Consider the following 24,503-nt stretch of genomic DNA (forward strand, 5'->3'; position numbering starts at 1 on the left):
AGATAACGACCTTTTCCATTAAATTTTTAATTGAGTTTAGTTACGCTTGAATTGAACATCTTTTTCATATTGATGAATATTTTGAAGCCAGTCAGTACCAACAGGAACATTATTTTGAAGACAGAATTCATCCCAAACAGCACCAAATGGATATGATTTTAATTCTTCGGTTTCAGCTAATCTGGTTGTAAAGTCGAAGTTCAATTCGGCTTTCTTCAATTGATCGATAGGTTCAAGCATAGCTTGAAGGATGGCCTTTTGAGTAGCGCGTGCACCAATGACCCATGCGGCAACACGATTAATAGTAGCATCGAAGAAATCGAGTCCAATATTTGTCTTGCTTAATTTATTGTCACGAACTAAGGAACGAGCAATACGAACTAAGGATTCGTCAAAGATAACAACGTGATCACTATCCCAACGAACTGGACGCGAAACGTGAAGCATTAAACCTTTACCGAATGGTAAGAAGGCTGAGAATTTATCTGAGACATCTTCTGTTGGGTGCCAGTGTCCAGCATCAATTGTCCATAATTTATTTCTACTGATAGCATAATTGTTATAGAACAAGTGTGATCCTACAGTATATGACTCGATTCCGGTACCGAACAACTTACCTTCAAATGCCTCAATAGTATTCTTTTCGTCATACTTCTTCTCGATAATTTGATCCAAGGAGTCCATTAAACGTAGACGAGGTGTAGCTTTATCAATTGGATTGTCTTTAAAACCATCTGGGATCCAGAAGTTATTGATTGATTGTTGACCTAATTCTTTACCAAAGTAGTTTGAAATTTCACGACTGATCTTACCGTGTTGAATCCAGAAATCACGAACATTTTTATCAGGACTTGCTAAAGTAAAATTATCTTTGACCATTGAATGTGAGAAGAAGGTTCCGTTCATATCCAAGCCAACTTTCTCTTTTTTAGCCCAATCAACCCAATAACTGAAATCTTCTGGTCCTAAATCATTAAGATCCTTTTTCTTATCTGTAACGGCATAAATGGCATGAAGTTGAACTTTGTGGTTACCAGGAATCAATGACAAAGCTTCACTTAAGTCACTAGTTAATTCGTCAGGAGTTCTAGCAATACCAGGATAGTTACCACTGACACCAATTCCTCCGGTTAATTCTTGATTAGGAAAGAGAAATCCATGAATGTCATCCCCTTGCCAACAGTGAACTGACAATTTGACTTTTTTAAGTTCTTTAAGAACCTTATCTGTATCAACACCAACTGCGGCGTAACGTTCTTTTGCTTCTTGATATGAGTTTTCAACATTTTCTGAACTGATCATTTTGTATCCTTCTTTCTAATTATTTACTTTAATTTTTCCTTTTAAGAAATTCTGGTAGTCTTTTAGAACTCCGCCATATTTATTAATTTCGGGTTTATATTCAGAAATCTGATATGTATTCCGAATAATTTCTCGAGCATCAGCAATGTTATTTATTTCATCTTCAGTAATCATTTGAACTACTAAATTACCAATTGCCGTAGCTTCGCTAGGTCCTGCAAATACAGGAATATCGGCCAAAGTACTTGTTAATTGATTCAACAATTTAACGTTGGAGCCACCTCCGACAATATTTAAAGCGTCCAATTTATAACCTAAAATATTATTGAGATTTTCTAACTCGTTAGCATAATACAAGGCTAATTTGGAATAAATTGCCATGGAAATTTCTCCAGGGGTTTGCGGTACCTTTTGATCCGTTCGAGTACAATAATCTTGAATGGCCTGAATCATATTATCTGGATTAATAAATGACTCATCATTAACATCAATAAACTGTGCAAATGGTTTTTCGTGACCAGCTAACTCTGCTAATTGTGCAAAGCTATACTTGTCATTCAAATTATGTTTAACATTTTGAATCATCCAAAGTCCCATAATATTTTTCAAGAAACGGTAAGTACCATATGCTCCCCACTCATTGGTGTAATTACTTTCAAAAGCTAAATCGCCAATTTCTGGCACGTTCAATTCGGTTCCTAAAAGTGACCAAGTACCTGAACTTAGAAAAGCCCAACGATCACCAATACCAGGTGTGCCAAGTACTGCCGAAGCTGTATCATGAGTAGCAACGGTAATAACTTCTGTTTCCGGAATATCGTATTTGGTATGCCAGACGTGTCTGATATTCCCTAAAACGGTTCCCGATTCGACTAGCCTTGGGAATTGATTTTGATCGACGTGAACTTTCTTCAGTAAATCCTTATCAAATAGTCCTTCACGCAGATTCAACATTTGCGTTGTTGAAGCATTAGTAACTTCAGTCACAGCGTTACCTGTCAAAACATAACCGATATAATCTGGAATCATCATGATCTTATCGGTATTTTTCAATTCATCTTTATTCTCGGTATAGAGTTGATAAAGGGTATTAAAATCGAGAAATTGAATTCCTGTTTTCTTATAAATTAGAGATCTAGGTACATCGGTTGTTAGTTCTTCTAGAGCATTTTTAGTTCTAGAATCGCGATAACTAATCGGATTTTGAATCTTTATGCCGTCCATACCTACTAGAACATAATCAACAGCCCAGGTATCAATGCCAAGGACAATATCGTCGTATCCTAACGCTTTAACTTTTTCCAATCCTTTGAAAATTTCATCGATGATTTGTTCAATTTCCCAACAATCATGACCGTTCTCTTTTTCAAAGCCATTATTGAATCGGTGAATCTCTTTCAAATTCAACTTTTGATCATTAATTTGACTCAACATCAAACGACCACTGGAAGCACCGATATCAACTGCAACGTATGTTTTTGACATTATCTACGCCTCCCTTTTTTATTTTCTATTATTTCAGTAAGATTAATTAACATAACAAAATGTGATATATTTAAACTAAATTTTGTATCTCTTTAAGTACCGGTATCAACATTTCATAAGTTAATATAACCGCTTACAAAGATGTAAACAATGTCATCTATACATTCATTTAGTAACATATTTACAGGAGGATGATAAAATGGATCCTAGAGTCTTAGCACGTTTAAGACAATATGAATTGATTGAAATTGAACAAAAAAAGACAAACCATCACGTGGATGATTTGCCGAATAATGCTGTTAATAAACAGGAGAAACAAGGACAGATTTTAAATGACTATTTCTTTCGTAATCGGGATGTCTATATTAGTAAGCACAGTCGTTTTGCTGATTATCCAGAACATTCGCATCAATTTCTAGAGATGAACTATATGCTCAGTGGCACCTGTAATCAAGTTGTAGATGGACAACCAGTACATATGAATCAAGGGGATTTACTACTGATCGATGTAGGATGTCCGCATTCCATTAAACGCCTCGGAGAAAACGATATTCTGATCAATTTACTCTTTAGAGACAAGAATATCAGTATTAATTTCTTAAATGATATGAGTCGAACTAAATCAGTGCTTTACGAGTTTTTAATCAATCGTGCTGCCGGTGAAAATAACTCAATCAAGTATTTATTATTTGGAAAAAATGTAGATAACGATATCAATAAAACAATGGAGGATATTATTACTGAATACTATTCTAAGAGAGAATTCTCCAATGCAATTATCAAATCTTATTTATCGATTCTATTGGCTAAGTTAGTCCGTCACTATCATGTCTCCCCTACTTCCAAAGATCCCCAGCAACAAATAATCATTAAAATTCTGAAAGATATCTCAGAAGACTTCAAAACTTTGAATTTAACAAAATTAGCTAAAAAATATGGCTACAATAAGAACTATTTGAGCAACTTTATCAAAAAAGAAACTGGTGATACTTTCAGTTCATTAATTATGAAGCAGCGCTTGATTAATGCTCATACTTTGATAACTTCCACCACTATGCCAATATCAGATATCATTGACTCGATTGGTATGAAGAATCGAACCGATTTTTATAAAAAATATCGAGATTACTATCATAATAATCCTGGTTCTGAACGACAATAAAAATCCACCATAAAACTACGAATTATCCCGTAGTCTTATGGTGGATTTTTATTTATTCTATTAATGAATATTTTTTACGGTATTGATTAGGGGACATTCCCACTTGAAATTTGAAATTTCGATAGAACGTTTTATTACTAGAGAAACCAGATTTCACCAAAATATCACTGATAGAAGCATCAGTATTAATTATTTCCCATTTGGATTTATCTATCCGGTAATTATTTAAAAACTCAATGAATGTCTGTCCAACATTTTTCTTAAAAAATCTTGAGAAATAATATGGACTAAATCCAGCTTTTCCTGCGACATCTTGTAAGGATATATGATATTGATAGTTTGACTCTACATAAGTAAACACTTTATTCAAAGTCTCCAGAATCTCTTTACTCTTTAAATTGACATCAATATCCTTAACGTCTTTTGTAGTTGGCAATTGTCTAACCATTATAGAAATTAAATGATACATCAAACTAATGATAATAAAATTCATATCCGTTTGAGTGTTGTCTTCTTCTTCGACGATTTTTAGAAGAATATCACTCATTTCTTTTCTAATAGAATCATCCCACAAGGTACTAACCTGTGAAACTGCATTTAACTTTGTTAGTAAATCAGAATCTTTAATCATCGATTCATTAAAAAGGTTCATATCGAATTGATAAACAAATCGATTAGAATCAGGTGTAGCAACAATATAGTGAATGTCGCCGCTTTTAAAGAAGGCAATGCCATTATCTTTTAACTGATACTGCTTATCATTTATACCTAAATTAAGTTTTCCTTTTGTTAGCAAGATTAGTTCATATTCACGGTGCCAATGAGGAGTGGTTAAGATATCACCTCTGTTTTTAATAAACTTAAATCCTAATTTAGGATCAATCTTAGGCATTTCCAAATAAATTGCCAAGCAATCTCCTCCTATGCTACTTCTTTACAGTCGATTTAACACCATTAATCATAACATTGACAGGATCTCCGGAAATAATCTTTACTTGAACGTCGTCTTGAGAGTAATCAATGTTAAGTAATCGTCCCTTATATTGAATACGAATACTCATTTTATCCCAAGCGTTAGGTAAATTATTTTGAATATAAAGCATATTATTTTTGATTTGAACTCCACCGAAACCAGCCACGATAGCAATCCAACTACCACCTAAATTGGCAATGTGTAAGCCATCATTAGTATTACCTTGGAGATCAATTAAATCTGTTTTAGCAGTATCTAAGAAATATGAATAAGCTTTTTCCTTTAAACCTAATCTAGCTGCCAAAGCACTAAAAATTGAACGTGAAAGTGATGAATCATGTGTCGTAATACGTTCATAATAATCAAATTCCTTAATTAATTGTTCTTTGGAAATATCATCGAATAAAAAGTCTGCAAACAAAGTATCTGCTTGTTTATTAACTTGATATCTATACAGAGTTAAGGGATGGTAATGTAACAACAATGGATAATTTTGTTTAGGGGTATCTTCAAAAGGCCAAATAGGTTTCTTAAAGTATGAGTCGTCCTGTTCATTAATACCCTTTTGGGCATCAAAAGGTAAATAAATTGCGTCACGAATGGTTGTAAATTCATTTAATTCATCTGTATCCACGCCCAACCGTTTTGCTTCTTCAGGAAAATCGGTAATAAGCTTAACTGCAAAAGCAAGATTGAACTTTGCCATACGGTTTGTGTAGTAATTATTATTGACAATAGCGGAATATTCATCTGGACCAGTAACATCAAAGAAACAAAATTTCTGTTGGTTATTTATTTCAGAAAAACTACCAAAATTAACCCAGAATCTAGCCGTTTCCAATACTATTTCTAATCCGTAATCTTTAATTAATCGTTCATCCCCAGTCACATCGAAATAACGATAAATAGAGTATGCAATATCCGCATCAATATGATATTGAGCCGTACTTGCAGGATAATACGCACTAGCTTCTTTACCATTGATAGTTCTCCAACTATATAGAGCTCCATCTTTTACACCTAAGGTTTGAGCACGCTTTTTAGCCTCGGGTAAAATACTATAGCGATACTTTATTAAATTAGCTGCAATACTGGGATTTGTATAAGCAAAAAATGGTGCCATGTACATTTCCGTATCCCAGAAGTAATGTCCTTCATAACCAACTCCCGAAAGCCCTTTAGCGGAAATATTGGTTTTTCCATTTCTACCAGCAGATGACTCAAGTTGATAAAGATTGAAATGAATGGCCCGATTTAGATCATCATCTCCATAAATTTTTACTTCACTTTGATTCCAAAACTTTCCCCAAAAGGAAATTGATTCCTCTTTTATATCTTCAAAGGATGGAGAGTTAGTAAGAGAAATAGCTTCATTAATATCACCAACCACAGCGATTACATCGAATACTATTGGATCACTGTTTAGAGATAATGTTTGATTCAAATCTACATTCGAATACAAGCCCATTTCAAGAGATAAATTACTATTATCAGTAGTTACCTTTAAAGCTTTTTGCTTTTTTGAGTTCAAAACATAATCATATTTTAAAGTTTTAATACCTCTGGATTTTCGTGGGTCGTCGCTATTCTGGGTTGTTTCACTTAATTCAAAATCTTTTATTAATTTGATATTTCCCGCGTAGCCGTCACTAGAAATTTCGTAACGTAATCCAATAAATTGGTTTTTGTCTTGATTAATAACACTAGTTAAAACTAGTCGTATAGATTCGCCCTTATCATTAGATACTTTATAAAACGAATGCAATATTCCCCGTGACATATCCAATGACATATCTAGTAATTGAGAGTGTATAAACCTATTGCCATTTTCATCATAAATAATTATCTGTCGTAAATCAGGTAATTTAACTATGGTCTGATTTTTTTCGGCATATCCGTATGCTTTTTCACCGTATATAATATTAGACTCTTCATAAAATCCATTAACAATGGTTCCTGCATTACCAGATGGACTAATTGGATCACTTGCTCTTATTCCTACGTGTCCGTTGGCAATAGAAAAAATTGATTCTAAGTATTCTGGTTGAGTCGATTTTAAATCATCCAACTTAAGTATTTTTGATAATTTAATCATTTTACTATTCTCCAAGCCAAAGAGAGACCGATAAAAACCGTTCCCTCTTTTTTTATTGTTTAATTAATTGATGAAACACTATTTAAATTCATTTCGGTTTTAGGTTCATTAGTAGTTTTTTTCTTTTCTACAGTTTCTTCGGAACCCTTAGATAGAATTAGACTAGCAATGAAAGAGACAGATAGTGATAAAGCCATCATAATTACACCATTAATTACATTTGTCATTCCTTTAGAACCATTTAGTCCCAGGATAGCCATAAAACTGTTTTGAGGAACATACAAAGTAACACCCATAATTCCACCGTAAAGTCCAGCTACTCCAGCACCGATTACAGCACCAATCATTGGTCTCTTATATTTAAGATTAATACCATACATTGCTGGCTCAGTAATTCCCATAATAGCGGAGATTCCTGAAGATGTAGCTAGTGATTTTTGACTGGGTTTCTTAGCTTTGATTCCAAAGGCCAAAGCCGCTGCGCCTTGTGCCAAGTTAGAACAAACTTGTGCTACTAGAATTAATGATTCATGACCTGTTGAAGCAAATGTTGATAGAAAGATTGGTGTTAATGCATGATGCATACCTGTCATAACAATGAAAGGCATACCAGCAGCTAACAAAGTAACCATAATAAAGCCTAAACGTCCTTGAAGCATATTGATTACCCAAGCTAATCCTGCACCAGCAAATGAGCCTAAAGGTCCTACGACGATCAACGCAATTGGAGCACTGATTAAAAGAATTAAAGTTGGATTTAAAATAATTTTCAGTGAATTGGGAGTTATACGATCCACACCCTTTTCAATAAAACTCATAATCCAAACCATAAGTAACGCAGGAATTACTGTTGCGGCATAAGTATCAGGCACAATTGGAATTGATAAAAATGAAATTGGTTTACCAGACGATACCCATGCTGTGAAATTAGGATGTAATAAGATACCTGCTACAATAACAGCTAAAGAAGTATTAACTTTGAATCGCTTAGAGGCGTTAATTGCTAAAAGAATCGGCATAAAGTAGAAAGCGGAATCGCCCATGATATCAAGAATTCTGTATGTTGGAGCACTAGAACTCATCCAATTAAACGTTGTGGCCAGCGATAGGATAACTTTTATCATACCAGCAGCAGTTAGCGCAGGGATCATTGGCGTCATACATGCTGTAATAGCATCAATAATCTGATTGAATATGCCTTCTTTTTTCTCTGCCACGTCGTTTTGTGTATCAGAGGAAGGAGTTACTGTATCAGAGTCACCATTAATTACACCTAATTTAATGATTTCATCAAAGACGTAACTTACTGCATTGCCTATCACAACCTGATACTGGCTAGGAGTTTTGACTACCGTAACCACTCCATCCAAACTTTCCAACTGATTTTTATTTGCTTTGTCATCATCTTTTAAATCAAATCTTAGTCTAGTAGCACAATGAACTAAAGAGTTGATATTTTGTTTACCGCCAACTCCTGAAATAATATCAGTGGCTAATTTTTGATAATCTTTTTTCATTATTATTCTCCCCCAAACCATTTAGTGACAAATAATTCTTGAACCAAAAGAAACTGTCTTTTTTAATACGCTTGTTTGTTCCATTTTCTGAATCATCTAAATCTACATAGACAACTCCATATCGTTTAGACATTTTTCCTTGACTAACACTTACTAAGTCAATTATTCCCCACATTAGATATCCAATTAACGGGATACCATCCTCTTCAATTGCTTTTTTCATTTCCGTAAAATGCTGATCAAGATATTTGATTCTGTAGGTATCATGAATTTGACCATCGATTACTCTATCTTTCGTAGTTCCTAATCCATTCTCAACAATAAATACTGGTCTCTCATATCTTTCGTATAATTGATTTAAAGTAATTCTTAATCCCAGTGGATCGACCTGCCAGACACCATCTTCATTTGTAAGGTAGGGATTTTTGACCGTCTCAAATCCATTAGTTGCGGTGTGTTTTAAGTTATCACCATCAGCTGCAGAACATGCACTGGAATAATAGCTAAATGAAACAAAATCTACGGTATTCTCTCGAAGAATTTTTAGATCTTTATCAGTTATATCCAAGTTCAAATTATTTTGTTTACATAAATTATCAAAATAACTAGGATAGTTTCCTCTTACTTGCACATCTGAGAACAATAATGCTTTTCTGTCACTTAAATTAGCTGCCCAAACATCTTCAGGATTGGGAGAATATGGGGATGCCATTCCCGCCGCTATCATACAGCCAAACTTAAATGTTGGATTGATTTGATAACCATGTTTAATTACTAAAGAATTGGCTAATAATTGGTAATGTGCCGCCTGATACTCCTTTTGTAAAACATTATCTTTTCTAGTGAAAACTAATCCTCCGCCAATGAACGGGATGTGTAAAATCATATTTAATTCGTTAAATGGAATCCAATATTTTACATATTTAGAGAATTCTGTCATAACAATATCGGCATAATGTAAGAATAAATCAATCACATTTCTACTAGACCAACTACCATATTTAGTTATCAAATTCAATGGAATTTCAAAATGACTTAAGGTTACGATAGGTTCCATATTATATTTCTCAAGCTCTTTAAAAATATTTCTATAAAATTTCATTCCATCCTGATTGGGAATTTCTTCTTCGCCAGTCGGAAAAAGTCTGGTCCAAGAAATAGAAAATCTAAAAGCATTAATTCCTAAATCGTGTAGTAACTTTATATCCTGAATGTAGGTATGATAAAAATCTATCCCCAGATCACTGGGATGATGATCATCATTATAAGTATTAAAAATATTATTGTCATCGTCTTTATAAACAGGTTGGAGTCTTCGTTCATCCATAGGTAACATGTCAAAATTAGACAATTTGGATTTTACGTGGTTTTTATTTCCTTCGGTTTGTCCGGCGGAAATAGCACCACCCCATAAAAAATTAGTTTGCATTGGAGTACCTCTATCGTGTGATTTATAAGAGATGGCCATCTCAATTAACAATTACAGAATACATCATAAACCGCTTACATTCAGCGTACTATCTTGTCCAATTATTCTCATATTTTGCGATTCTGTGAATTACTCCCCTCAAACCTATGATGATACAAAAATAAGACATTCAAAATTGAATGCCCCATTTGCTCTAATATTAATAATAGATTCTAACTGTTCATCGTTATCATACAACCAATTTTACTTTAATAATTAGTATTAACTTATTTTAGATAATGCAAAAGAAAGGACTTTATCGCCGTTCATCGTTCCGTAATCCTTCATGTCAATTACATCAACCGGAACGTCAACCTCATTCACTATATTATCGTATTGAAAACTTATCTGTGGTCCTAATAAGATTACTGCAAGATTATGTCTTTGAGCTTCTTCGGAAATGGCTGCACTGGCAGTAGCAAAAATATAAACATCAATATTTCTTTTTTCTGCGGCTTTTCGCATCTTTGTAACAAGTAAAGAAGTGGACATTCCACCCGCACAAGCTAACATGATTGTTTTCGTCATAATAATTTTCCTTTGTATTCGCTTTCGAGATACTAATAGTATATCGCTGTAAAAAAATAAAGTAACATCAGAAAAAATTTCTGACATTACTTTATTTAATTAATCCTTTTCATTTTCAGCATTCAATTCATCACATTTAATGATTAATTGATTAGTCTCTTTAGCTGGATCAATCTTCATAGAATACTTACGACCGTACTCAATCATCGTATGATGGGCTTGATGTAATTCTTCAGGAGGCATTACACTGACAATCTTCTTCTCAACTTGCAAGGGATTAGCCTTCTCGTCAACAAAGTGTAGTCGCTTGGAAATGGCTGAAACGTGTGTATCCACTGCAAATGTTGGTTGATTGAAGACATCACTTAAAACCACATTAGCAGTCTTTCTACCAGCACCAGGAAGTTCCATAATGCCCTTTCTAGTTTCAGGTACAACATCATTTAACTTTGTATGAACGACTCCAGCTGTTTTGATAATATTTCTAGCTTTATTATGAAATAAACCAACACTTTTGATAATTTGCTCAACATCTTCAACCTTAGCACTCATCAAATCTTTGGGTTCTGGATATTTAGCAAATAAAATTGGCGTAACTTTATTAACGGAAACGTCAGTTGCTTGAGCACTTAAAATTACCGAAATTAAATATTGAAATGGTGTTCTTGAATCTAATGATGGTCCAACGGGTCCAATATCGTCTTCCATTTGACGAATGGCCCAAACTATCTGTTCATCTTTTAACATTAATATCCCAACTTCTTTCGACGATCTTGTAATTGTTCTGCTGTCTTTATATTACTCTTTTCCCAACTAATAAGGATTCGATCCATGTATTTTAATGAATAAGCTTGATTCAATACAGCCTCACGTAAGGCTAGATCAATCAATTCAACACTATAATGGTCGTCGTCAATCCATTGATGAATTTGTTCTTGCTCGATTGGTGACAATGGACGTCCAAATTCAACTTCAATTTTTTTAAACAATTCTTCAGTCTCAGACATCAAACGATTTTGTTGATTAGACTCCTGTTCTTGTTGTAGCAAGTTTTTAATACGATGATAAATTGGTGTTAGTGAATAAATATCTCGTTGTTGATGATGATCCATAATTGTTTTTAATTCAATTACGCCTAACTTGATTAAACCTTGAATAATAGTATAAATGCTAGCTTCATCCATACCAGTGTTCTTGGCTAAGTCCTTTGCCATTGGGAAAGTAACTCCCCTTTGGGCATACATAGAGAGAGCTAGATAAACAATTAGGTCTTTTTCAGTCATCCCCAAGTTATGATAGTTTTGCAGAATCAAATTGTTGATATTAGTGCTGCCACTCTCCACAAATTCATTGAATAATTCATCTTCCATACTTAATTACTCCAATTAACAAAAAAAGCCTGAGAACATATTATCTCGACTTTTTTTATTTGATTTAAATGTTATTTATTATTTGAATACTCTTGCCAGTACGGAAATCAACTAAATTATAGCCGATGTTGCCATTCTTCTTTTGAAAAGCCACTTCCCAAGTTGGCTTATTTTTGTATAGGCCCAAATTAATATGCAAAATCTTCTTGGCCCCATAACGTTGAGCTACATCGTCAATAACAGTTTGACGTACAGGTGCTGTATTCTTGTTGACGATTTCTGTCTTACCACTTTTAGCATTAATAATAATATAACGATATTTTTGACCCTTGGTTAAACCACCAACCGCATAATATTGCTTTTTACAAGTATAGTTACCAAAATAATCTGGTTGAACAATTCCGGCTTTTTCCTTGGCAATATCATTAGCCTGTGATTTTGCACTTGAAAATGGTGCAAATGAAAGATTTAAATACGTTAACGCTGAAACAATAGCAAGTGCGATCAGAGATATGGTCAATAAAACTTTTGTACTTCTATTCATAAGTTCTTCCTTTTCTCAGTTACCAGAATAGTATAGCAATTTTTTGGTTAATTCAAAAACTCATTTATATCTTTTTTAATCGTGTCCATATCTTCATTAACAACTGGTAGTCCTTTTGGTAAAGAATCCAGAATTGTCTTGCCGTAGCTCTTAGTTAAAATGCGATTATCTAATAACAAAATGACACCACGATCATTCGGTGTTCTGACTAAGCGTCCTAAACCTTGACGCAACTGCAATATAGCATTAGGCAAAGAATCAACTTTGAAGACATTGAGATTCTGTTGTTTTAAGATATCCTGTTTAATTTTAACATCTGGTTGTTCAGGTGATTCAAACGGAATCCTTGTGACAATCAGAATTTCTAACATCTTATTCGGAAAATCGACTCCTTCCCAGAAAGAGTTAGCACCAAGTAAAACGGAACGACGACCAATAGCGAAGCGTTTCTTGATCTTCTCATTTGAGCCAGTGACTCCCTGAGCCAAGATTTCCCACTTCTCTTTAACGTCCGTTTCCATCAATCGGTCGTAAACGTTACTTAAAGTGTTCAATGAATTAAACAGAATCATCGTTTGATGATCCAAATTATCCAAAACGTCGACAATATATTTTGTTACCATCGCATAATAATCTTCACTACTCAAAGATTGGATGTCAGGTAAATTGGATGGTAAATAAATTTTACTATTCTTAGAAATACTATTGGCATCGGGCAAAATCACCATCTGATTGATCTGATTCTGATTCAATTGCGTGTCCAAAATAAAATGTGAAAAGTCTTTTTGAATCGTAATTGCGGCCCCGATAGCAAAAATTTGACTGAAACGTTCTGTAGTTTCCTCAATCAAACCTTGAATATCAAATTGACGCCAACTGATTTTAAGTGTGCTGACTTCATAATAATCACGCATATCAATTTGTACACCAAATTTAGTATCTTTTTCTTGAATGGCTTGTAATAAATCATCCAAATTCAAAATGACATCGCGCAACTTATTATTCTCAATTGTTAGATTTGAGATAACTTTAGAAAGTTCAACAGAAATAAAATTCTTTTGAAAATTATATTGATCGAATAAGGTTTCAACACGATTAGAAACAAGTGATAATTCAACAATCAAATCGGATAATAATTCAAATAACTTAGGATTGTTCTGACCAAACTTATGATTACTATCCAAAATTGAAACAAAATCTTCACGATCCTTGAATTTAACTTTATTTTGAACATAAGTTCCAAAAATATTGTATTCCAAACGTTGCATCAATTCGTCAATAGCTTGGAAATGAGTCTCCATCCCCTGTAAATCTTGATAATTCCACAATTGTGTCGTTACTTCAGTGAAAGCATAGCGCAAAGTTACACGATTCTGATAAAGGATGTCACTTATCTTCTTAACATATTCATTCAATTTGAGAAAATCGATTGTAGGCGAACTAGCACTGCGCAAACTTCCAGCAAAATGATTAGCTTCATCGATAACTAAATAAGAGTTCTTGCCCCAGAATTGACTATCTAAATGACGAGCCAAGAAGGCCTGGTTAGTAACTAAAATCTTAGACTCTAAGTATCGGTTCTGTTGGTAGAGCCAGAAATCGTCATTACTAAAAATAGTATTTTCTTTAGATTCACCACGATGACGAATGATACTGAACAGAGGACTATTGTAATTAGTTAAGTGTAGTTCACTCAAATCCCCTGTCGTTGTCATTGTCAACCAAACGATAATCTTCATCTTTAAAATGGCCGTATGACTATGCAGACGATAGTTATCCAAGGCCTCATAGAAACGATCTAAATCAATGAAATTGTAACTACTCTTAACTACTTCAGCGTGATATTCATTGTCGGTAACTTGATTAAGCAATGGAATTGATTGTTCAACGATTTGTTGTTGCAAAACTTTAGTAGTTGTCGCAATCACTAATTTTTGGTCAACATTGATCAAATAAGATAATGGCAAAAGATATCCTAATGTCTTACCAGCACCAGTTGGAGCTTCAATCAGGTTCCATTTCTTAACCTTATCCCGATGCTGACTCGTATGATAAATATTATCCATCAATTTTGATTGATTGACACGATAGTCCAAGATACCATCCAATAACTCTTTTTTAGCTTCACGAGTTTGGGGGTATTTGGTTGTGTGATCAATTCTCTCACTAACATGGAAATCTTTTTTACGTAAGATCAAACCATTCTTCTCATACAAATAAGCTGGTAAGACTGAAGAACGTGAATTCTTCTCTCGTTCTTCTAAAATAGTTTTAAAAACCAAATTAGTCTCACGGATAGTATTCTTACCAAATTTAGCTAGCATTTGTAAAGTTGGAATTGGCAATTGTTGAATTCGTTTTAGAATAATCAAAAACAATTCAGCAGTAACATGAGCATCACTGTTAGCACTATGCGGATTCTTATGTGTGATACTCAAATAATGCGTTAAATCTTGTAGTTTATAACTACTAATGGTTGGAAAAAGTATTTGCGATAATTCAACAGTATCGATAGCTTTAACATTGAGTTGGTTCATTCCGATACGTTTAAGTTCTCGATTTAAAAAGGTCAAATCAAAATTCACATTATGTGCAATAAAAACTCGATTTTTTAAAAGTTTAAAGATATCAGGTGCAACTTCTTCAAATGTTGGTGAATCTTTAACATCGTCATCACTCAATCCCGTTAAAGCAGTGATTCGACCTGGAATCGGTACTTTAGGATTGATTTTTTGATCATAGATATGTGTTATTTCACCGTTTTCGATAAGGGCACAGCCGAATTGAATTATACGCCCGTTGTCATGCCAATTAGAATTGGTTGTTTCTAGATCAACAACAGCGTAAGAATTTTTCAAATCATTCACCTCTCATCTTCATTTTTCTTGTAAATCAACAGCTTTATTGACCTTCAAGAAGTAAAGATATTTACCCACGACGGGTTTGTTCTTAATCACAGAAATAGCTTCTGCGTATAAATTGACTTGTCCGGAATATTTAGAGACTAATTCTTCAAAATTTTGATCAGTCACATGATCAGTTTTATAGTCAAAAATTATTATTCCATGATCTAATTCAATTACTCCATCAATAATACCATGAACTAATATTTTATCGTTAATAGAATAGTCTTTTGACGAGTTTTTAAACAATTTTTGTGCTGGCATCAGAATTGAACAAGGAAATTCACGACTAACATCATTATGATGCTCGATAATCATCTGCCCTAAGTTGCTTTGATAAAAGTTAGCTAAGCTCTGACAATCGATTTTTTCTGCTAATTCATCCGTTAATAGTTTTTCATTGACCATTTGCTGAATCAAGTCCTGAAAGTCGATAATTTCGGGCGTTTTATCCAAACTGATTTTTTGCAGAACTAAATGAGTAGCACTACCTACTTCGGCGGCAGTTACTTTTTTAGTCTTTGTTAAAAATTGTGGTTTTGCAAATGAACCTAAATTATAGCGAGATTTGTCCTCTAACAAGTCTTCGGCCATATTCTCATCATCAGGATCAGCAAACAGACCTTTGATTTCAGAAACTGATTGATAAGCTGTTGTGTCAACTGATTCTTGATAATGATAGTCGAAATCGAGCAACTGTTTAACGGTCTTCTTAAATAGATCGGATGGCTCAACAGGAACCTTCTTAGGAATAATAATTTTAGAGGCCAGATTGCCTTTAGCTTCGGGATAAACTAGATTCAGACGTAAGTTACATTTTTCGTTTAGATACAACTCATCAGAAATCGCTTTACGATCTTCATCAGATAAAGTACTGATACCAACTAAATCTTGGAAATTGTTGGCTTTTAGACGAATAGCTTCGTTGATCACACCTGTCTTAGGACTAACTTCATCCCAAGAATTGATGGTATCTTCAGCTTCTTTAGTAAAACCAAACATGATCAATTTTTGTTTGGCACGAGTCAAAGCTACATATAGCAAACGCATCTCTTCTGAAGTAGTAGCAACTTTACGGCGTTTACTGATAACGCTATGTTGAATAGTACTATACTTCAAGCGAGTCTGACTATTAATTAGTGTGATTCCAATTCCTTGGTCAGTGTCAAAAACAGTTTGACCTTGGAAATCAAGTTTGTTGAATTGTTTAGCCATATCCAAATAAATTACAATTGGAAATTCCAATCCTTTGGAAGCGTGGACTGTCATGACTTTGACGGTATCATCAGTTGCTTCAATGCTATTAGGTTGTGACAAATCTTTATCGAGGTCCTGCATCCGTTGAATAAAATTAATAAATTGATGTAAGCCTTTATAGTTAGTCTCCTCATAAGCATTAGCTCGTTGGTACAAAGCATGTAAATTGGCTGCCCGCTGCTTACCTCCAGGCATCCCTGAGACATATTCTAAGAGACCTGTTTCTTGATAAATCTTCCAAATCAGACGTGCAATAGAATTTTTATTGGCAAAATCACGGTAATTTTCCAATTGTAACAAAAAAGCTTGGACTTTATTCTTAATGCCTTCTTTTGAAGTTTCAGCGTGTAGATATTCGTTCAAAGCTGTAAAGTAGAATTCTTGTTTATCTACAAGACGAATTTCGGCCAGTTCTTCTTCATTTAATCCCACAATTGGTGAGCGTAATACAGCTACTAATGGAATATCTTGATAGGGATTATCAATAATGTTTAACATTGACATCATAATTTGTAATTCGGTCGTTTGAAAATAGTTCTGGGCATCAGTAACCATGATAGGAATATCGGCTTTAGCAAAATAAGAGATTAAATCAGTATTGTTTTCCTTAGTTCTAGAAAGAATGGCAATATCGGAATATTTGATTGTTCTCATCTCATCTTTTTTACTATCATAAATTTGGTATTGATCTTTAATCAACATTTGAATTCTTTTGGCAGCATTTTCAATCAACAATTGACGCTTTTCAACGTCCTCATCATCATTGTTCACTAATAGATTGAATTCATTTTCACTATCGACTGTCTCTGGGAAGTTAGTTCCAGGAATTAATTTAGACTTATCATCATAATCAATATCACCGATTTTTTTATCAAAAATACGTTTGAAAATCTGGTTAACGAAGTCGTCAACTGACTTAGCTGAACGGAAGTTCTTAGATAATTGAATCAATTCACTAGGATTATCCGGATCTTGAAAATCTTCATATTTTTGAGCAAAAATGTACGGTGCGGCTTGTCTGAAGCCGTAAATTGACTGTTTAATATCCCCCACCATGAAGATGTGATTGTCGTCATTTGACAAAAGTTGGATGATTTTTTCTTGCATGGCATTGACATCTTGATACTCGTCAATCATCAATTCATGAAATTTAGTTTGGTAGTAATCAAGTGCCACCATATGTTCATCAACTGGAGTTTGTAAAATTTTTACGGCCATGTGTTCCAAATCGTTGAAATCCAAAGTATGACTATTATTCTTCAAACGACCGTATTCTTTGATAAAGCCACGTTCAACCTCGACTAATTTGGCAATAATGGCTTGTGATTGTACCAAGGATTCTTGAACACCCGCTTCTGATTGCACAAAGAAATCGTTAAACAGTTTATCTAGCTGACGTTTTAATTGGTCACGTACTTTTTTACTTTTTTCTAATAGAGTTAGATCGTTACCTTCTTTATCATCTTTGGAAAGACGTTTAGCAGTTTTTAATTTGAAACCAATCAATTCAGTTCTGATCTCGGAATATGTTTTTGCCCCTACTTCATCTTCCAAGACTCCCAAGTTTTTCTTAGCCTCGTCAAATGTCTCGAAAAGTGAATTATTAACTAAATCATCTTCGCCTGCTAAATCAATTCCTTGATTAGCTAATTCAATTAATTGTTCTAAACGTTGTTTAAGTTGTGGAACAACGTCCCTTTTGTAAAAGTCCGATTCAGAAAAACTGTCAGTAAACTGATATGTAGCAATCAAGTCGTCCAGCCATTGTTGCGTTTCGGCATTGGTGATTGCAAAATCATACAACTTAAAGACAACATCCTTCAAACCATCGTCACTACGATCGTCCGTAAAGTTATCAGTCAATTTAATAAAATCGGCATCATCCTTGTCATAATACTTATTACGCAAATTATCATAGGCTTGTTCTTTCATAATCGACTGTTCAGTCGTATCACTCAATAGACGAAAATTAGGATCTAAATCAATGACGTAATAGAACTTTTTGATAATACTCAAACAAAATGCATGTAGAGTACTGATATTAGAGATGGGAACTCGAAAAATTTGTTTTTGAAGATGTTTGTGAGTTTCTGCATCCAAGTCTCTATCGTTTACAAGTTCTTTGATTCTTTTTAGAAGACGTTCTTTCATTTCTAACGCTGCTGCATCAGTAAAAGTGGCTACCAAAAGATTATCAATGTTTTCGCCGTCTTTTAACATTTCAACGATACGTTCAATCAAAATAGTCGTTTTACCAGAACCAGCCGCCGCTGAAACTAGAATATCGTGTCCACGATGATAAATGGCTTTTTCCTGATCGTCAGTCCATTTAGGCATCCTCTTCACCATCCTCTAAAATATTTTGTATTTCTTTAATAACATTTTCTTTATTGTAATTAATAACATCATGATATTCGTTCTCTGGCAACATTGCATCGAATTCAAAAATAGGTCGATAATCGCTGTATTGTAAACCAGTCATTTGACCATAACGATAAGGGTTCAAATTTAAATTACCAGAATAAATTTTTTCACCAGCCTGACGAATCAGGTGATCGTTGTAATTCAATATTCTGAATAAATCATTTTCAGAAATAACATTATTAGAACCTTTTTTTACGACTGGTGAGGTTTTAGCAACTTTCCCTTGCTTAGTAAGAGCCTGGGTATCGATGTTAGCCAATAATTCTTCATCATTTACTAAAAGTCCGTTTAATTGGAATTCCTTAAAAATCTTATTCTGAATATCACTATCTTGAATATCTGCAGAATCATCTAACGATTTCGTATTGATTAAAGAACGATCCAAAGTGATCAAAGGATTCTGAATGTGTTCATATAGAGCCCCACCAACTTTGGCATTTTTACGTTCGGTCAACAGATGAAGATTATTCAGCACACTTTGAATATAAGTTGGCATCTGCATAGTGATTCCATCTAAGAATTGTGAGAAATCAAAACTTTTATTACCAGACTTGTAATCAATGATAGTTAGATAAGTGATGTCATCCAAAACCATTTCATCGATACGGTCAATTTTTCCACGAACATTAACTAAATGGCCGCCCGGAATCTGATAAGAAAGACCAGGTAGATCCTGTTTATTGTTGATACGACCAAAAGTTACTTCTGATTTCTCGGGTTCAGAGCTGTTACGTAGGAACTGTAGCTTCATATTTTTAACTAATTGAATCAAAGTAGTCTTTAACTTGTTGGCAATATATTGCATTCGAGCAGAAGAGTTAAAAATTCGATTCTCCGGTAAATCAATTTGAGCGGTAAACAAATCAGTAACCAAGTTCTGAATATCACCATCAGACATGTCACGCAATGAACGGCCTTGTTCCTGATGTAAGTATTTAACCAAACTATCCAAGACCGCATGGAAAATTGACCCTGTCTGTGCTGGTGTAATTTCAAATAAACGTCTGGGTTTTAATCTTAGGCCGTACTTTAAGAAATATTCGTATTCGTTCATGTAAAATGTTTCTAATTGAGAAATAGAGACATTGATATTTTTTCCGTATAGAGCTTCGACCGTATCTAGATTTAAACTTTGAGGAATGTTTTGGTAACTCAATGAACTTAAAGCAAATTCTGAAGTTTCTGGTTCCTCATTTAATAAGACACTGCGGACATATTTCCAAGCATCTGGTAAGTCGGTTTTATTGTCTAATGCAGAACGCGAAACTCGAATCAGGTAATTCAAACTGGAAGCTTTAGATCCTAAATAACGGATAACTTCGTTCTCAGATTGATCATCGCTTGAAGGATTCAATAGAACTAACTGTTCATCTAAACGAAAATGATTTTTAATTCGGACTACATAGCTTGATAAGTCTTGCTGCTTATTATCTTCAGTAAAGTTAGGATACGTGAAAATTAACCGTTGGGAACCAGTTGTGAAAGTAATGTCATGCAAGAATGGCTCAGAATTATTCATGACTTCATCTGGTTCATTCAAATACTTGCCATCAGTTAGCTCACCATTGAGGAATAGTCGTTCATCATCGGTTACAATATCGTTGGAAACTGTTGTTCCGGGCATATTGTTGGTTGTTGAACCAAGAATAAATGTGATTTTTCGGTTGTTAGGTTGAATCATCCCTATTTCTGAAATGCTGACAGCATCCAAAGTTGAGGGAATCTGTGAATAAGTAGCATTTTCAAAAGCTGCATCCAAAATCTCAATAAAATCTTTGGAGTCAAATTCACGTTCACCGAAAACTGAAACATACTCATCCAAAATTTGATTGAATAAACTGACGATTTGTTCGGGTTGATTTGCTAAAGTTAGATTTTTTTGTTCAGTTGCTTGCTGTTGCCATAGCAATAATGTGTCAAAAACATGATTCTGTTCTAAGAAATTATATAAGAAGCTGACACTATCAATTGAAGAGTGTTCTTTCTTCAAGAATTTTTCCAATTGATTGTAAACATTTTTTACAAATTCTTTGATTTGATTGATCAATTGGTATTCAGATATTTTGATCTTATCAACTACGGGATCTAATTTAACATCTGGCTTAAAGCTTTTTCCCATCCAACCACGTTTAGTAATTCCGTTAGTCAACGCATAGTTTTCAGTTAAGTCGACCGCTTGTCGGAAAAGTTGAAGGTTATCTCTAAATCCTTCCGGTATCAGCAATTCTGTTCTTAATAAACTAATCACATCATCTACTTGTAAACCACGATTAACGATAGCAAACAGTAAATCAATTAAACGTTTGAAGGGATGATTAGCCATCTTCTTTTGTAGATCAATGAAATATGGTACTTGGTTGTTTTCCATAAAGGACTCAATAAATGAACCATATTCGGATAAATCACGGGCTACAATTAAAAAGTCTTTGTAGCGATAATCTTGTGTAGCCACTAATTGGCGGATATAGGTACTAATAGCTGAAACTTCGGTCTGCTTATCAGTACATTTCCAAATCTGAACGGAATTTTGACTATCTAAACCACTCTTTTTAATACCACCAATATTAGATTCAATCCAGTAATCTTCTAGTTTACTCAAATCTGGACTAATTCTTTTTTCATCGGCAAAGTAATTTCTTGTTACAATACGATTTTGCTTAGCCATCTCGTGAAGCTGTTGATACGTTGCAGCTGGACGGAAGAAAAAGTCGGACTCATCAGTGGATTCAAAAACGGGTTGATCCAATACCAATGAGATATTCAAACTACCACTATTGATCAACATTGATTTAACCAAATTGGATTCCGTCGCTGTAAAGGATGAAAAACCTTCAATGTAAAAGTAATAATGAAAGGTTCCAATCTTAGTATTCAAAAAATCAGCTAATGAATTCAGTTGAAAGTCATTTGTATTGTAGTTTTGAATCTGTTCTAAATAAGCTCCGTACATCAGATTCAATTCCTTGATTTTATCGACAAAAATACCTTGTTGTTCAGAATTTAAAGCTAGATCAATGTCATCTGGTTGAACCTGTCCATTCATGAATTCATCGAATTGAGAAATCATCTGGTCAATGAATCCCGGCTTGTCGATCATTCCAGCAAATATTTTTAACTCAGACTTATGTTCTTGAACAATATTTTTCAATAACATAGCTGATTTAGTTTGTGTTAAGGTTTCTAAATTATAATCGCTACTGTCACGCAAAAAGTACCAAGCTAATCGCGAGAACGAAAAGGTTTGGACGTTATTAGTTGCGATTAATGAATCATTGTCTTTTTGAAAATATTTTAAAATATTGACTTCTGATTCAAATTTTATGTGATTTGGTACTAAAAAGAAGAATTGTCCGGTCGGATCCTTGGTATAATCCTCTTGGAACAACTTCATCATCTTTTTATGATGATCAAATTGGTTTTTACCTAGTACAAAATTTAATGTCATTATTCATCACCCGAAAAAATTCTATCATAGTTGGTCGTTTGAAAGTGGAAATCACACCAATAGATGTATAAAATAAAGACTTAGAGAAATTGAGGTGAGCATGTGCTTAAAGGAATAGGAAAAAGTCATGGGAAAACGATCATAATGGGAGAACATGCGGTAGTTTATGGCTACCCTGCATTTGCAATCCCACTGTTGAGCATCCCCGTGATCGTCAAAATGCAACAAAGTAAAGAAAATTCTTTAATTTCAAAGTACTATGCAGGAAAAATAGATAAAATCCCTGACTCATTGTCAGGCGTAAAGTATTTAGTTAGCTTACTGGATTCTGAGTTGAACAAAGATCATTTAAACTACACTATCAATATAGATAGTGGTTTGCCAATTGAACGAGGTATGGGCTCTTCAGCTGCTATTGCGGCTGCAATCACACGTGCCTTCTTCAATTTTTTCAACAAAGACTTGAGTCACCAACTATTATTAGATTACGTCAACAAATCAGAAACTATTACTCATGGTAAAGCTAGCGGCTTGGATGCCTTGACAGTTAGTTCTGATGATCCAATTAAGTTCGGTAAAGATGTGGAACCTGAACACTTCAACTTTAATTCTGATGGCTTTATTGTTATTGCTGATTCCGGTGTTAAAGGTCGTACCAAAGAAACGGTTGCTGACGTTAGAAAAATGTATGATCAAGAACCTAAGAAAATTGGAGCCTACTTACAACAATTAGGCGACTACGCTACTCAAGCTAGTGACTACCTTATTAAGGGCAATCTCAAAAAATTGGGTCTAGTCTTCACTTTAGCTAATGAAGCCTTAACTAAATTGAACTTAGCTATTCCTAAAACTGACAAATTAATTGAAGCCGCCAACCATGCTGGTGCCTTAGGTAGTAAAATTACTGGTGGTGGCCGTGGTGGTTGTATCATTTGTTTAGCTAGAAATTTAAAAAACGCTCAAATGATTCAAAAGGCTTTGATCAAATCTGGTGCCGAACAAACCTGGATTCAACCATTATCAATTTATGCGGAGGATGAAGACATTGGTTAGAACAGCACGTGCTTTTACAAATATTGCTTTAATCAAATATTGGGGTAAAAAGGATCAAACCTTAAAATTACCATGGACCAATAGTCTTTCATTAACACTGGATCGCTTTTATACCGATACTAAACTAACGGTAGCTGACAATGATCACGATACAGTCTATTTGAATCATAAATTATTGGATGAAACTCAGAATAAACGTATTCTCAAATATTTGGATACCGTTCGTAAGTTTTATAGTTTTGACGATCACTTCATCGTAGATACGGTTAATCACGTTCCCACTTCAGCTGGTTTTGCCTCTTCGGCTTCAGGATTTGCGGCTTTAGCAGCTGCAATTAATGAAACTAAACAATTAAATTTAAATAAAAAAGAACTTTCAATTTTAGCTCGTAATGGTTCTGGCTCCGCTAGTCGGTCAATTTATGGTGGTTTTGTCGAATGGATTGCTGGTGATAATAATGAAACCTCTTTTGCTACACCTATTGACGAGAATCCACAAATTGATTTAACGTTATTATCTGTAGTTATTAATAAAGGTAGTAAAAAGATTTCTTCTACCGTAGGGATGGAAAATAGCGTAAAAACCTCCCCTTTTTATCCAAATTGGGTTACACTAGTGGCTTCAGAGATAAAAGAAATTAAGCAAGCAATTGCCAAAAAAGATATCCAAAGGATTGGAGAAATTGCCGAACACAACGCTATGAGCATGCATGCTTTAACGCTTTCAGCTAATCCTTCATTTACATATTTCGAACCAGAGACGATTCGAATTTTTCAAATAATTCAAGAATTACGTCAAAAAGGCATCCTTGCATATGCTACAATTGATGCCGGTCCGAATGTTAAAATTATATGTACTAATGAATCGATTACTAAGGTTCAAAAATACATTGAGGAACAATTATCCAATGTATCTTGCGTTGTTGCTAATATCGGTAGTGGCATCCAATACATCTGATATAAATTGAAAGGTATGA

Annotated in this window: 16 protein-coding genes; 3 read left to right on the forward strand and 13 right to left on the reverse strand. The window is 34.2% G+C overall.

The features are described from left to right. Positions 1 to 36 precede the first annotated feature (36 nt). Together ATN92_RS09590 and rhaB are read right to left on the reverse strand one after the other, a co-directional pair. Positions 37 to 1,302 (reverse strand): L-rhamnose isomerase, encoded by a 1,266-nt coding sequence (locus ATN92_RS09590; protein WP_056952568.1) that lies wholly within the window; start codon positions 1,300 to 1,302, stop codon positions 37 to 39. 15 nt (positions 1,303 to 1,317) lie between these two features. Continuing rightward, entirely contained in the window at positions 1,318 to 2,787 is a 1,470-nt protein-coding gene (gene rhaB / locus ATN92_RS09595) for a rhamnulokinase (RefSeq protein WP_056952570.1), read from the reverse strand. Positions 2,788 to 2,986: 199 nt separating this feature from the next. On the opposite strand from rhaB, the gene ATN92_RS09600 reads away from it, so the two are divergent. Further along, positions 2,987 to 3,949, forward strand: coding sequence for a helix-turn-helix domain-containing protein (locus ATN92_RS09600; protein WP_056952572.1), 963 nt, complete (start codon positions 2,987 to 2,989; stop codon positions 3,947 to 3,949). 52 nt (positions 3,950 to 4,001) lie between these two features. Here the strand turns inward: ATN92_RS09600 and ATN92_RS09605 are convergent, their stop codons facing one another. From ATN92_RS09605 to ATN92_RS09655, 11 genes are all read right to left on the reverse strand, one after another. After that, the gene (locus ATN92_RS09605; RefSeq protein ID WP_056952574.1) at positions 4,002 to 4,859 is read right to left on the reverse strand and encodes an AraC family transcriptional regulator; all 858 of its coding nucleotides are present in this window, start codon (positions 4,857 to 4,859) and stop codon (positions 4,002 to 4,004) included. Between the two features lie 16 nt (positions 4,860 to 4,875). Continuing rightward, positions 4,876 to 7,017: a glycoside hydrolase family 65 protein gene (locus ATN92_RS09610; protein ID WP_056952576.1), complete on the reverse strand. Its 2,142-nt coding sequence runs from the start codon at positions 7,015 to 7,017 to the stop codon at positions 4,876 to 4,878. A gap of 59 nt (positions 7,018 to 7,076) precedes the next feature. Further along, the gene (locus ATN92_RS09615) at positions 7,077 to 8,534 is read right to left on the reverse strand and encodes a PTS transporter subunit EIIC (RefSeq protein ID WP_056952578.1); all 1,458 of its coding nucleotides are present in this window, start codon (positions 8,532 to 8,534) and stop codon (positions 7,077 to 7,079) included. Further along, the gene (locus tag ATN92_RS09620) at positions 8,503 to 9,963 is read right to left on the reverse strand and encodes a family 1 glycosylhydrolase (protein ID WP_158106690.1); all 1,461 of its coding nucleotides are present in this window, start codon (positions 9,961 to 9,963) and stop codon (positions 8,503 to 8,505) included. The genes ATN92_RS09615 and ATN92_RS09620 overlap by 32 nt, the downstream gene beginning before the upstream one ends. 261 nt (positions 9,964 to 10,224) lie before the next feature. Next, a complete protein-coding gene (locus ATN92_RS09625; RefSeq protein ID WP_056952581.1) occupies positions 10,225 to 10,530 on the reverse strand; it encodes a PTS sugar transporter subunit IIB in 306 nt (101 codons plus the stop codon). A gap of 99 nt (positions 10,531 to 10,629) precedes the next feature. Continuing rightward, on the reverse strand, positions 10,630 to 11,277 hold the full coding sequence (locus ATN92_RS09630; protein WP_056952584.1) for an endonuclease III domain-containing protein: 648 nt from the start codon (positions 11,275 to 11,277) through the stop codon (positions 10,630 to 10,632). Then, on the reverse strand, positions 11,277 to 11,900 hold the full coding sequence (locus tag ATN92_RS09635; protein WP_056952586.1) for a DnaD domain protein: 624 nt from the start codon (positions 11,898 to 11,900) through the stop codon (positions 11,277 to 11,279). Before ATN92_RS09635 ends, ATN92_RS09630 begins: the two co-directional genes overlap by 1 nt. Positions 11,901 to 11,964: 64 nt before the next feature. Beyond that, positions 11,965 to 12,444 (reverse strand): hypothetical protein, encoded by a 480-nt coding sequence (locus tag ATN92_RS09640; RefSeq protein WP_056952588.1) that lies wholly within the window; start codon positions 12,442 to 12,444, stop codon positions 11,965 to 11,967. Between the two features lie 47 nt (positions 12,445 to 12,491). Beyond that, positions 12,492 to 15,302, reverse strand: a complete 2,811-nt coding sequence (locus ATN92_RS09645; protein WP_056952590.1) for a helicase C-terminal domain-containing protein — start codon at positions 15,300 to 15,302, stop codon at positions 12,492 to 12,494. Positions 15,303 to 15,320: 18 nt separating this feature from the next. Further along, positions 15,321 to 18,941: a helicase-exonuclease AddAB subunit AddA gene (gene addA / locus ATN92_RS09650; RefSeq protein ID WP_158106691.1), complete on the reverse strand. Its 3,621-nt coding sequence runs from the start codon at positions 18,939 to 18,941 to the stop codon at positions 15,321 to 15,323. Next, a complete protein-coding gene (locus ATN92_RS09655) occupies positions 18,934 to 22,473 on the reverse strand; it encodes a PD-(D/E)XK nuclease family protein (protein ID WP_056952594.1) in 3,540 nt (1,179 codons plus the stop codon). The genes addA and ATN92_RS09655 overlap by 8 nt, the downstream gene beginning before the upstream one ends. Before the next feature lie 102 nt (positions 22,474 to 22,575). Here ATN92_RS09655 and mvk point away from each other — a divergent pair, with 102 nt between their 5' ends. Together mvk and mvaD are read left to right on the forward strand one after the other, a co-directional pair. Beyond that, positions 22,576 to 23,526 carry a mevalonate kinase gene (gene mvk, locus ATN92_RS09660; RefSeq protein WP_087721245.1) on the forward strand — a complete coding sequence of 317 codons (951 nt, stop codon included), beginning with the start codon at positions 22,576 to 22,578 and terminating at the stop codon, positions 23,524 to 23,526. Next, positions 23,510 to 24,484: a diphosphomevalonate decarboxylase gene (mvaD, locus tag ATN92_RS09665; protein WP_082604529.1), complete on the forward strand. Its 975-nt coding sequence runs from the start codon at positions 23,510 to 23,512 to the stop codon at positions 24,482 to 24,484. Before mvk ends, mvaD begins: the two co-directional genes overlap by 17 nt. Positions 24,485 to 24,503 lie beyond the last annotated feature (19 nt).

This window comes from Companilactobacillus bobalius (assembly GCF_009764355.1).

Coding starts and splice junctions, on each gene's coding strand:
- ATN92_RS09590 (WP_056952568.1), bottom strand. CDS start 1,302: ATGATCAGTTCAGAAAATGTTGAAAACTCATATCAAGAAGCAAAAGAA.
- rhaB (WP_056952570.1), bottom strand. CDS start 2,787: ATGTCAAAAACATACGTTGCAGTTGATATCGGTGCTTCCAGTGGTCGT.
- ATN92_RS09600 (WP_056952572.1), top strand. CDS start 2,987: ATGGATCCTAGAGTCTTAGCACGTTTAAGACAATATGAATTGATTGAA.
- ATN92_RS09610 (WP_056952576.1), bottom strand. CDS start 7,017: ATGATTAAATTATCAAAAATACTTAAGTTGGATGATTTAAAATCGACT.
- ATN92_RS09615 (WP_056952578.1), bottom strand. CDS start 8,534: ATGAAAAAAGATTATCAAAAATTAGCCACTGATATTATTTCAGGAGTT.
- ATN92_RS09620 (WP_158106690.1), bottom strand. CDS start 9,963: ATGCAAACTAATTTTTTATGGGGTGGTGCTATTTCCGCCGGACAAACC.
- ATN92_RS09625 (WP_056952581.1), bottom strand. CDS start 10,530: ATGACGAAAACAATCATGTTAGCTTGTGCGGGTGGAATGTCCACTTCT.
- ATN92_RS09630 (WP_056952584.1), bottom strand. CDS start 11,277: ATGTTAAAAGATGAACAGATAGTTTGGGCCATTCGTCAAATGGAAGAC.
- ATN92_RS09635 (WP_056952586.1), bottom strand. CDS start 11,900: ATGGAAGATGAATTATTCAATGAATTTGTGGAGAGTGGCAGCACTAAT.
- ATN92_RS09640 (WP_056952588.1), bottom strand. CDS start 12,444: ATGAATAGAAGTACAAAAGTTTTATTGACCATATCTCTGATCGCACTT.
- addA (WP_158106691.1), bottom strand. CDS start 18,941: ATGCCTAAATGGACTGACGATCAGGAAAAAGCCATTTATCATCGTGGA.
- ATN92_RS09655 (WP_056952594.1), bottom strand. CDS start 22,473: ATGACATTAAATTTTGTACTAGGTAAAAACCAATTTGATCATCATAAA.
- mvaD (WP_082604529.1), top strand. CDS start 23,510: ATGAAGACATTGGTTAGAACAGCACGTGCTTTTACAAATATTGCTTTA.